This is a genomic window from Streptomyces sp. SID5643 (assembly GCF_009872555.1).
In the GTDB taxonomy this organism is placed as follows: domain Bacteria; phylum Actinomycetota; class Actinomycetes; order Streptomycetales; family Streptomycetaceae; genus Streptomyces; species Streptomyces iakyrus.
Genome location: NZ_WWIC01000015.1, coordinates 19193 through 30419, shown reverse-complemented (window position 1 = coordinate 30419; position 11227 = coordinate 19193). Strand labels below are relative to the sequence as shown.

General features: G+C 72.5%; 10 protein-coding genes and 1 pseudogene. 10 read left to right on the top strand and 1 reads right to left on the bottom strand.

The features are described 5' to 3' along the window. Window positions 1–64: 64 nt before the first annotated feature. Window positions 65–1308: pseudogene (locus GTY56_RS01690) on the bottom strand (MFS transporter). A gap of 138 nt (window positions 1309–1446) precedes the next feature. Between GTY56_RS01690 and GTY56_RS01685 the strand changes: the two are divergent. The 10 genes from GTY56_RS01685 (at window position 1447) to GTY56_RS01645 (ending at window position 11208) form a co-directional block, all read left to right on the top strand. Then, on the top strand, window positions 1447–2046 hold the full coding sequence (locus GTY56_RS01685; protein ID WP_161361775.1) for a TIGR03086 family metal-binding protein: 600 nt from the start codon (window positions 1447–1449) through the stop codon (window positions 2044–2046). A gap of 149 nt (window positions 2047–2195) precedes the next feature. After that, window positions 2196–2855, top strand: a complete 660-nt coding sequence (locus tag GTY56_RS01680; protein ID WP_161361773.1) for a GntR family transcriptional regulator — start codon at window positions 2196–2198, stop codon at window positions 2853–2855. After that, on the top strand, window positions 2852–3763 hold the full coding sequence (locus GTY56_RS01675) for a dihydrodipicolinate synthase family protein (protein WP_161361771.1): 912 nt from the start codon (window positions 2852–2854) through the stop codon (window positions 3761–3763). Before GTY56_RS01680 ends, GTY56_RS01675 begins: the two co-directional genes overlap by 4 nt. After that, window positions 3760–5490 carry an L-arabinonate dehydratase gene (gene araD / locus GTY56_RS01670; RefSeq protein ID WP_161361769.1) on the top strand — a complete coding sequence of 577 codons (1731 nt, stop codon included), beginning with the start codon at window positions 3760–3762 and terminating at the stop codon, window positions 5488–5490. The genes GTY56_RS01675 and araD overlap by 4 nt, the downstream gene beginning before the upstream one ends. A 212-nt stretch (window positions 5491–5702) precedes the next feature. Continuing rightward, window positions 5703–6638, top strand: a complete 936-nt coding sequence (locus GTY56_RS01665; RefSeq protein ID WP_161361767.1) for a carbohydrate ABC transporter permease — start codon at window positions 5703–5705, stop codon at window positions 6636–6638. Then, window positions 6635–7531, top strand: a complete 897-nt coding sequence (locus GTY56_RS01660; RefSeq protein WP_161361765.1) for a carbohydrate ABC transporter permease — start codon at window positions 6635–6637, stop codon at window positions 7529–7531. Before GTY56_RS01665 ends, GTY56_RS01660 begins: the two co-directional genes overlap by 4 nt. Next, on the top strand, window positions 7528–7662 hold the full coding sequence (locus GTY56_RS41055) for a hypothetical protein (RefSeq protein ID WP_272923331.1): 135 nt from the start codon (window positions 7528–7530) through the stop codon (window positions 7660–7662). Before GTY56_RS01660 ends, GTY56_RS41055 begins: the two co-directional genes overlap by 4 nt. Beyond that, window positions 7659–8858 carry a Gfo/Idh/MocA family protein gene (locus GTY56_RS01655; RefSeq protein ID WP_202509612.1) on the top strand — a complete coding sequence of 400 codons (1200 nt, stop codon included), beginning with the start codon at window positions 7659–7661 and terminating at the stop codon, window positions 8856–8858. Before GTY56_RS41055 ends, GTY56_RS01655 begins: the two co-directional genes overlap by 4 nt. Beyond that, entirely contained in the window at window positions 8855–9700 is an 846-nt protein-coding gene (locus tag GTY56_RS01650) for a DUF6807 domain-containing protein (protein ID WP_161361763.1), read from the top strand. Before GTY56_RS01655 ends, GTY56_RS01650 begins: the two co-directional genes overlap by 4 nt. Then, complete coding sequence (locus tag GTY56_RS01645) at window positions 9697–11208, top strand: family 43 glycosylhydrolase (RefSeq protein WP_161361761.1); 1512 nt, start codon at window positions 9697–9699, stop codon at window positions 11206–11208. The genes GTY56_RS01650 and GTY56_RS01645 overlap by 4 nt, the downstream gene beginning before the upstream one ends. The last annotated feature ends 19 nt before the right edge of the window (window positions 11209–11227 follow it).

Genomic DNA, 11227 nt, shown 5'->3' with positions numbered 1-11227 from the left:
CGCGCCGAGGGTCACTGGCACGGTCCGTTCCGCCCTCGCCGGGCGCTGAGGCGGTGGGTGGCCATCACCGGCCGGGGACGGCTTCGGCCGCGGGAGCGCACAGCGCCGCCGCCGTCACCAGCAGGGCCGCGCCCAGGGCCACCAGCACCGGCCGGTGGCCCACCAGCTCGACCAGGGCCGCCCCGGCGGCCAGCCCGGCCACGTTCGGCGCGTACACCAGCGTGTGGGCGGTGGCCGTGACCCGGCCCAGCAGCACACCGGGCGTCTCGCGCTGCACGGACGTCAGCGCGGCGATCAGCACGGCGGGCAGTCCCGCGCCGATCGCCGCGCTGCACACGAGCGCCACCGGGTCGGACGGCACCGCCCGCAGCGCCACCGCGAGCGCCAGCAGGGCGATGCCGTACGCCCCGAAACGCCGGGCCCCCAGCCGGCGCAGGGCGGCGCCGGACAGCAGCCCGGCCGCGACCGACCCGGCGCCCTGCACGGCGTAGAGCACACCGGCGTACGCGGGGGAGTGCCCGAGGCCGTCGACGACGGCGTAGACCAGCGCGCCGTTCACGCCGGCGCACAGCATGGTGGCGCCGCCCGCCAGGACCAGGGGGCGCAGCACCGGGTGCGCCCACAGGTGGCGGACACCCCCGGTCGTCCCCCGCCCGTGGCCGTCCCGGGGCAGGACGGGCTCGTCCTCCCGCCCGCGCAGCGCCGCGTACAGGCCTGCGGCCAGCACGAACGTCGCCGCGTCCAGGAGGGCGACACCCGCGCCGCCGTACGCCGCGTACAGGCCCGCGCCCGCCAGTGGGGCCAGGAGTTTCATGCCTTCGGCGGCGGTCATGCGCAGGCCGTTGAAGTCGCCGAGCAGGGACCGGTCGACGGCGGTCGCCACGAACGCCGACTCGGCCGCGTCGTGGACGACGCCCGCCGCCCCGTACACGAACAGCACCCCGTACATCAGCCAGAGGCCGCCCGGTGCGTCGACGGTCACCAGGGTGAGCAGGAGGGCCCCGAGCAGCAGGTTCACGCCGATCAGCAGCGGCTTGCGGCGATGGGGGCACCGCCCGGTCGAGCGAAGCCGAGACCGGGGGAGGTCGGCGAGCGTGCCCAGCAGCGGCCCGGCCGGGTCGGCAGCCACAGGGCGAGCGTGCACAGCGCGGCCAGGCCGTCGGAGCCGGTGAGGTCCTTGACCCACACGCCCGAGGCCAGCCACAGGGCGGAGGTGCCGAAGCCGGAGACCACCACCCCCGCGAGGCAGAGGCCGGCGTCACGGTCGCGCAGGACGCGCAGGAGCGTCCAGGTCGTCTTGGTCGTCATGCCTGGTCATCGTGGGGCTGAGGACCGGGGGAACGGATCGGGCAGGTGCCTTAGAAGTGGCCCCCGTGGGCGGGCCGGCGATGAGTTCCGTTGCCGGCGTCGGTCCACCTTCCAGGACCACACTGCTGAGGAGCCCGCATGACCGACACGACCGGTACGACCCTCGACCTCGGACCCCAGACGGAGGAGCTGACGCGGCTGGTCGCCGGCGTCACCGACGAGCAGCTGTCCGGCCCGACCCCCTGTCCCGAGTACGAGGTGCGCCACCTGCTCGGCCACCTCGCGGGGCTGGCCGTGGCCTTCCGCGACGCCGGCCGCAAGGACCTGGGCGTCACCACCGACACCAGCCCCCAGTCCGCGCTCCCGGACCTCGCGCCCGGCTGGCGCGAGGAGCTGCCCAAGGTCCTCGCCGAACTGGCCGAGGCCTGGCGCGATCCGGCCGCCCGGACCGGCATGACCCGCGCCGGCGGCGTCGACCTGCCCGGCGAGATCGCGGGTCTGGTCGCCACCGACGAACTGGTCGTCCACGGCTGGGACCTCGCCCGCGCCACCCGTCAGCGCTACGAGCCCGATCCGGCCGCGCTGCGGGTCTGCCACGACTTCCTCGCGGCGTCCGTCGACGACCCGGGCCGCGGCGCCATCTTCGGACCCGTCGTCCCCGTCGGGCCGGAGGCATCCCTGCTGGCCCGGGCCGTGGGGCTCAGCGGGCGGGACCCGGAGTGGGCGTCCCAACCGTAGAAAGCGATTGCTGTTTCTTTGTCGAAAGCATTGACGAAGCCTGTGCGCCCTCCTACCGTCATCGCGTCGTACTTCGTACGTCATATATGAGACGCGATACGCGAGATCCGATACGCGATCCACCGAGACGCGAGATCCGAGAGGCGCACATGACCTCTGTGCCCACGCCGATCCCCTCCCGCACGCAGTACGTGCTGGAGGGGATCAAACACCGCATCCTCACCGGGCAGCTGACGCCGGGACAGGCGCTGGTCGAGACAGAACTCGCCGCGCAGTTCGGCGTGTCGAAGACCCCGGTGCGCGAGGCGCTCAAGACCCTCGCCGGGACCGGGCTGGTCGTGATGAGCCAGTACAAGGGCGTCACCGTGCGCCTGGTGGACGCGGACATGGCGCGCGAGGTCTACGACGTCCGGCTGCTGCTGGAGCCGGAGGCGCTGCGGCGCGCCGTGCGGCGCGGCGCCTCCCTGGACGTCGCCCGCGAGGCGCTGACCAGGGCCGACGCCGCCACCGACACCGCCGAACGCTCCCTCGCCAACCGGGAGTTCCACCGCGCCCTGTACCTGCCGTGCGGCAATCCGCTGCTCGGCCGGATGCTCGACGAGGTCCGCGACCAGGCCGCCCTGGTCTCCGCCGTCGCCTGGGCCGCCTCCCCCTCCTGGGAGCGCGAGGCCGGCGAGCACCGGGAGATCCTGCGGCTCGCGCTCGACGGTGACGCCGACGGCGCGGCGCGTGCCCTGCACTCCCACATCGCGTCCTTCGTGCAGCGCGCTTTCCCCAAGGCAGGACTGGAACAGGAAGGTCAGGAATGAGCAGCGTCGCGTTCGAGACCCAGCGGGCGGCCCTGGCCGACGTGGTGGCGATCCCGGTGACCCCGTTCGCCGAGGACGGCTCCGTCGCGCAGGACACCCACCGGGCCCTGCTGCGCCGCCTGCTCGACGGCGGCATCACGACCCTCACCCCGAACGGCAACACCGGTGAGTTCTACGCCCTGACCCCCGAAGAGCGCCGGCTCGTCACGGAGCTGACGATCGACGAGGCCGGCGAGCGGGCCGTCGTCCTGGTCGGCGTCGGACACGACATCCCCACCGCCGTCGCCTCCGCCCGGCACGCCCGGGAGCTCGGAGCCCAGATGGTGATGGTCCACCAGCCGGTCCACCCGTACGTCTCCCAGGCCGGCTGGGTCGACTACCACCGTGCCGTCGCCGAGGCCGTGCCCGAGCTGGGCGTGGTGCCGTACATCCGCAACGCGCAGCTCACCGGCGCCCGCCTCGCCGAACTCGCCGACACCTGCCCGAACGTGATCGGCGTGAAGTACGCCGTCCCCGACGCGGCCAGGTTCGCCGCGTTCGCCAGGGACGCGGGGCTTGAGCGGTTCGTGTGGGTGGCGGGGCTCGCCGAACCGTACGCCCCCTCCTACTTCTCCGCCGGTGCCACCGGCTTCACCTCGGGGCTGGTGAACGTCGCCCCGGCCGTCTCGCTGAACATGATCGAGGCGCTGCGCTCCGGCGACTACCGGGCCGCCATGAAGGTCTGGGAACAGATCCGCCGCTTCGAGGAACTGCGCGCGGCCAACGGCTCCGCCGACAACGTCACCGTCGTCAAGGAGGCCCTCGCCTCCCTCGGGCTGTGCCGCCGCGAGGTCCGCCCGCCGAGCAGGCCGCTGCCGGAGAGCGGGCGGGCCGAGGTCGCCGCGATCGCCGCGGGGTGGTCGATATGACCGGCAGGCTGCTCCCCGAAGAGCTCAGGAGCCACCGGTGGTACGGCGTCGAGGGGCAGTTGCGCACCTGGTCGCACAACGCCCGGATGCGCCAGCTCGGTTACGAGGCGGAGGAGTACCGGGGCCGCCCGGTGATCGCCGTCCTGAACACCTGGTCCGACATCAACCCCTGCCACGTCCACCTGCGCGAGCGGGCCGAGGCGGTCAAGCGGGGGGTGTGGCAGGCGGGAGGCTTCCCGCTGGAGTTCCCGGTCGCCACGCTCTCCGAGACGTACCAGAAGCCGACCCCGATGCTCTACCGCAACCTGCTCGCGATGGAGACGGAGGAGCTGCTGCGCTCGTATCCCGTCGACGCGGCGGTGCTGCTCGGCGGCTGCGACAAGTCGACGCCCGCGCTGCTCATGGGCGCGGCCTCGGCCGACGTACCGTCCCTCTTCGTACCCGCGGGGCCGATGCTGCCGGGCCACTGGCGCGGCGAGACCCTCGGGTCCGGCACCGACATGTGGAAGTACTGGGACGAGCATCGCGCGGGGAACCTGACCGACTGCGAACTGCGGGAGTTGCAGGGCGGGTTGGCCCGGTCGCCCGGTCACTGCATGACCATGGGGACCGCGTCGACCATGACCGCGGCGGCGGAGGCCCTCGGCATGACGCTGCCGGGCGCCTCCTCGATCCCGGCCGTCGACTCCGGGCACGAGCGGATGGCCGCCGCCTCCGGACGCCGTGCCGTGGAGCTCGCCTGGACCGCGCTCCGGCCGTCCCGGATCCTCACCCGCGAGGCCTTCGAGGACGCCGTCACCACGGTCCTCGGGCTCGGCGGCTCCACCAACGCCGTGATCCACCTGATCGCCATGGCGGGGCGCTGCCAGGTCGCCCTCACCCTCGACGACTTCGACCGCATCGCCCGGACCGTGCCGGTGCTCGCCAACGTCCGCCCCGGCGGACAGACGTACCTCATGGAGGACTTCCACTTCGCCGGCGGTCTGCCCGCCTTCCTCTCGCGGATCACCGACCTGCTGCACCTGGACCGGCCCACCGTCAACGGAACCCTGGGGGAGCAGATCGAGGGTGCCGTCGTCCACGACGACGACGTCATCCGCACCCGCAAGAACCCGGTCGCCGCCGAGGGCGGGGTCGCCGTGCTGCGCGGCAACCTCTGCCCCGACGGCGCGGTCATCAAGCACATCGCCGCCGAGCCGCGCCTGCTCAAGCACACCGGTCCCGCGGTCGTCTTCGACGACTACAAGACCATGCAGCGCACGATCAACGACCCCGGGCTGGACATCACCGCCGACAGCGTGCTGGTGCTGCGCAACTCGGGCCCCAAGGGCGGACCGGGCATGCCCGAGTACGGCATGCTGCCGATCCCCGACCGCCTGCTGAAGGAGGGCGTACGGGACATGGTCCGGATCTCCGACGCCCGGATGAGCGGCACGAGCTACGGCGCGTGCGCCCTGCACATCGCGCCCGAGTCGTACGTCGGCGGCCCGCTGGCCCTGGTCCGCAGTGGCGACTCGATCACCCTGGACGTCGAGGAGCGCTCCCTTCAACTCAACATCAGCGATGAGGAGTTGGAGAGCCGCCGCAAGGACTGGACCCCACCGCCCACCCGCTGCGAACGCGGCTACGGCGCCCTCTACAACGACCAGATCACCCAGGCCGACACCGGCTGCGACTTCGAGTTCCTGGCAAGGCCGGGCCAGGCCCCGGATCCCTACGCAGGCTGACTGCACCCACCCGAGGGGTGCGGGCCGTGTCGCTGTGCGGCTCCGCCGCGTGGACGCGACCAGCCGCAGCGGCCCCGCACCCGCCACGCACACCTCAAGTGGCACCCCAGCACCTCAAGTGGCACCCCAGCACCTCAAGTGGCACCCCAGCACAGCGAGAAAGCGCTTTCCGCCCCACGAACGCAAGCCGTACCCAGATCGGAGACCCTGTCATGGCCCAAGCCGCAGCCGTGGCGAAACCGCCCGCGCCACCCCGGCGGCGCCGGGCCTCCGCCACGCCGCGCAGGCTCCCGTACCTGCTGATCGCACCGGCCGCCCTGCTGATGCTGGGCTTCATCGCCTACCCGGTCATCAGCGTCTTCTACTACAGCCTGCAGAACTACAACCCCACCAAGCCGTGGCGGAACGGCTACGCGGGTTTCGACAACTTCATCCACGCCTTCACCAAGGACCCCGTCTTCTGGGACACCCTGGTCTTCAGCGCCAAGTGGGTCGTCGTCGAGGTCGGACTCCAGCTGCTGTTCGGTCTCGCGCTCGCCCTGATCGTCAACCAGACCTTCGTGGGCCGGGGCCTGGGACGCGCCCTGGTCTTCTCCCCGTGGGCCGTCTCCGGCGTGCTGACCTCCGCGATCTGGGTGCTGCTCTACAACTCCCAGACGGGCATCACCCGTTACCTCGCCGACCTGGGCATCGGCTCCTACGGCACCAGCTGGCTGTCGGACACCTCCACGGTGTTCCCGGCGGCGGTCGTGGCCGACCTGTGGCGCGGGGTGCCGTTCTTCGCGATCCTCATCCTCGCCGACCTCCAGTCCGTCTCGAAGGACCTCTACGAGGCCGCCGAGGTCGACGGCGCCGGCCGCATCAAGCAGTTCTGGCACATCACCCTGCCGCACCTGAAGGACGCCATCATCCTGTCCACGCTGCTGCGCGCGGTCTGGGAGTTCAACAACGTCGACCTGCTCTACACCCTGACCGGCGGCGGACCCGCGGGCGAGACGACCACGCTGCCGCTGTACATCGCCAACACATCCGTCGACGCCCACAACTTCGGCTACGCGTCGGCCCTGACCACGGTGGCGTTCGTGATCCTGCTCTTCTGCTCGATGGTCTACCTGCGGCTGAGCAAGTTCGGAGGCGAGAGCAAGTGAGCGTCAAGGAAGCCACCAAGGCCGCGCCCGCCCCCGTGCGTGCCACCCCCGAACCACCGCGCCCCGCCAAGGGCCACCGCGCCTGGGACGAGGCGCCCCGCTGGCAGATCTACCTGCCCCTGGGCATCTACCTCCTCTTCACCCTCGTCCCCTTCTACTGGATCCTGCTCTTCTCGCTGCGCCCGGCCGGCTCGACCTCGCTCGTGCCCTGGCCGATGACCTTCGACCACTTCGAGAAGGTCTGGACGGAGCGCAGCTTCGGCACCTACTTCGGCAACAGTGTGCTCGTCGGCGTCGCCACGCTGCTCATGACGACGCTCGTCGCGCTGGCCGGCGGCTACGCCCTCGCCCGGTTCGACTTCAAGGTCAAGCGGGCGTTCATGCTGGCCCTGCTCTGCTCCCAGTTCGTGCCGGGCGCGCTGCTGCTGGTGCCGCTGTTCGAGATCTTCGCCGAACTCCAGATGATCAACTCGCTCGGCAGCGTCATCCTCGCCGAGACGGTCTTCCAGCTGCCGTTGTCGATGATCCTCATCAGCAACTTCATCAAGAACGTGCCGTACTCCCTGGAGGAGGCGGCCTGGGTCGACGGCTGCAACCGCATGACGGCCTTCCGGATCGTGGTGCTGCCGCTGCTGCGGCCCGGTCTGATCGCCGTCGGCTCGTTCGCCTTCGTCCACTCCTGGAACCACTTCCTGTTCGCCCTGATGTTCCTGAACAACCAGGACAAGCAGACGATCCCCGTCGGCCTCAACTCGCTGATGAGCGCCGACAGCGTCGACCTGGGCGCGCTCGCCGCGGGCGGCATCATCGCGGCCGTGCCGGTCGTGATCGTGTTCGCCTTCATCCAGAAGTGGCTGATCACCGGCTTCAGCGCGGGGGCGGTGAAGGGATGAGGGCTGGACGACCGGCCGTCGCGGCCGGGCTGCCGGGGGTGCTCTGCGTGCCGGCGCACGCCGAGGCCCGGGACATCGGCCGCGCCGACCGGGCGGTGGCCCGCGGCGCGGGTGCGGGGAGGATCCCATGACCGGTCCCATGATCGACTCCATGAGCGAACCCCTGAACGACCGCCCGAGCACGCCCCTGCCCGTCGTCCTCGCCGGGGCCCGCGGGCACGGCCGCTGGCACGTCGAGAACATCCGCCGCCTGCAGAAGAAGGGCATCGTCCGGCTCGTCGGGATCTGTGAGCTGACACCGCTGACCGAGGAGGAACTGGGCGACCTGGGCGCTCCCGAGCAGTCCGCCGACTTCGGCGCCCTGCTGGACGCCACCGGCGCCCGGGTCGCGGTGATCTGCACACCGATCCCGACCCACACCGACCTGGCCCTCACGGCGGCCGAGCGGGGCGTGCACCTTCTCCTGGAGAAGCCGCCCGCCCCTTCCTACGCCGAGTTCCGCCGGATGGCCGACGGGGTCGCCGCTGCCGGGGTCGTCTGCCAAATCGGCTTCCAGTCGCTGGGCTCGCACGCTCTGACGGCCATCCGCGAGCTGATCGAGAAGGGCGCGATCGGCACGCTCGTCGGGCTCGGCGGCGCCGGTGCCTGGGTGCGCGACGAGGACTACTTCCGGCGGGCGCCCTGGGCGGGCAGACGGCGGCTGAACGGCGTCGAGGTGATCGACGGGGCACTGACCAACCCCCTCGCCCACGCCGTCGCCACCGCCCTCGCCCTGGGCGGCAGCACCCGCGCCGAGGACGTCGCCGGCATCGAGACCGAACTACTGCGCGCCAACGCCATCGAGTCCGACGACACCTCCTGCGTCCGGATCACCACCGCACAGGGCCACCCGGTCACCGTCGCCGCGACCCTGTGCGCCGAGCAGGCGGACGAGCCGTACGTGCTGGTGCACGGCAGCAGCGGCCGGATCACCTTCTGGTACAAGCAGGACCGGGTGCTGCTCCAGCGCGCCGGGCACGGCCCGGAGGAGTCCGAGCACGGCCGCACCGATCTGCTGGAGAACCTCGCCGAGCACCTCACCACCGGCGTGGACCTGCTCGTCCCGCCGGACGAGACGGGCGCCTTCATGAAGGTCGTGGAGGCCATCCGGACCGCTCCCGACCCGGCACCGCTGCCGGACACCGCCTGGCACCGCATCCCCGGCGAGAACCGCCGGGTCGTGCCGGGCATCGACGGACTCGTCGCGGCCGCCGCCGACACCCTCTCCCTCTACTCCGAGCTCGGCGCCCCCTGGACGCCCCCGTCGAACGAGGTGAGCACCCGATGACCAGCAACGACACCGCGGTCCTGCGCGTCGCGGGCCGGCCGGTCGGCCGGTACGTCACCCGCCCCGAGCTGCCGGCCCGGCTCTCCCCGCGCCCCTACCTGCACCCCGTCACCACCCTGGGCGGCACGGCCGTGACCGAACTCGCCCCGGCCGACCACGCACACCACCTCGGCGTCGGTGTCGCCGTTCCCGACGTCGAGGGGTTCAACTTCTGGGGCGGGCGCACCTACGTCCGCGACCAGGGCCCCACCGAGCTCGACAACCACGGCTCGCAGCGGCACGTCGCCTTCCAGCTGCGCGACCCGGACGGCTTCGTGGAGGAGCTGCGCTGGATGAGCGCGGGCGGCGAACTGCTGCGCGAACGCCGGACCGTCGCGGCCACCGAACTCACCGACCGGGCCTGGGCGCTGGACCTCACGTTCTCCCTCACCAACGTCACCGGGAACCCGCTGTCGATCGGCAGCCCCGCCACCAACGGGCGCCCGGGCGCCGCCTACGGCGGATTCTTCTGGCGGGCCCGCAAGGAGCCCTCCGCGCCGGAGGTCTTCACGGCCGTCGCCGACGGCGAGGAGACGGTCCACGGCCGCCCCGCCGACTGGCTCGCCCTGCGGGGCACCGCCTGGACGCTGGTCTTCGCCGGTGCCACCGAACGGACCCGCCGCGACCCGTGGTTCGTGCGCACCGAGGAGTACCCCGGCGTCGGCTCCTCCCTGGCGTCCGGCGAACGGGTGCCCGTCCCGCCGGGCGAGACCGTCGTGCGCCGGGTGGTCACCGTCGTCGCCGACGGCCGTCTCGACCGCGACGCCGCCGCGTCCCTCGTCCGCAAGGCGGTGAGCCCGTGACCTCCGGGACCTACCGCAATCCGGTCCTGAACGCCGACTGGTCCGATCCGGACGTCGTCCGCGTCGGCGACGACTTCTACCTGACCGCCTCCAGCTTCGGCCGCGCCCCCGGCCTGCCGATCCTGCACTCCCGCGACCTGGTCAACTGGACCCTGATCGGCCACGCCCTGGAACGCCTGGAACCGGCCGAGGAGTTCGCCACACCCCGCCACGACTGCGGCGTCTGGGCCCCCTCCCTCAGACATCACGACGAACGCTTCTGGATCTTCTGGGGCGACCCCGACCAGGGCGTCTTCCAGATCAACGCCCCGCAGATCAGGGGTCCCTGGACCCGCCCGCACCTGCTGAAGGCGGGCAAGGGCCTGATCGACCCGTGCCCCCTGTGGGACGAGGAGACCGGTGAGGCCTACCTGGTCCACGCCTGGGCCAAGTCCCGCTCCGGCGTCAAGAACCGCCTCACCGGCCACCGGATGCGCCCCGACGGCACCGGCCTCCTCGACGAGGGCAAGGTGATCGTCGACGGGGACCGCATACCCGGCTGGTTCACCCTCGAAGGCCCCAAGCTCTACCGGCACGACGGCTGGTTCTGGATCCTCGCCCCCGCCGGCGGCGTGGAGACCGGCTGGCAGGGCGCCTTCCGCTCGCGCGGCTTCTTCGGGCCGTACGAGGAGAGGATCGTCCTGGAGCAGAAGGACACCGACGTCAACGGCCCCCACCAGGGCGGCTGGGTGCGCACCCCGTCCGGCGAGGACTGGTTCCTGCACTTCCAGCAGCGCGGCGCCCACGGCCGGGTCGTCCACCTCCAGCCGATGCGCTGGGGCCCCGGGGGAGAATGGCCGGTGCTCGGGGACGACGGCGCGCCCGTCGCCGAGCACCCCCGGCCCGGCCTGCCGCCGCAGCCGCCCGCCGCACCCGCCACCGACGACGACTTCCCCGGCGGACGGTACGGCCGCCAGTGGCAGTGGACGGCCAACCCGGGCGACGGCTGGGCCACCCAGCACTCCGGGGACGGACTGCGGCTGACCTGCGTACGCTCGCAGGACGCTCACGACCTGCGGAAACTGCCCCATGTGCTGACCCAGCGGCTGCCCGGCACACCCTGCACCGCCGAAGTGGAGCTGCGGCTCGACAGCGACGAGCCCGGGGCCCGGGCCGGGCTCGCGGTCCTCGGGGACGCGTTCGGCTGGATCGGACTCCAGCGCGGCACGGACGGCACGGTCCACCTCGTGCACCGGTTCGCCGAGGCCGTGGCGGAGGGCGAACGCGACGCCGCCCACCCCCGGCCCGCCCCGGAGAGCCGGGCCCGGCTGCGGATCGAGATCGGTGCGGGGGCACGCTGTCGCTTCTCCGCCGACGTGGGCGACGGCTTCCGGCCGTCCGGTCCCGTGTTCGCCGCCACCCCGTGGCGTTGGGTCGGCGCCCTGCTCGGCCTCTTCGCCCTCGCGCCCCCCGGCCAGGGGCACGCCGGAGCGGCGGCCTTCACCCGGTTCCGGATCAGCGCCTCGTAACACCCCTGCCGTCAGCCTG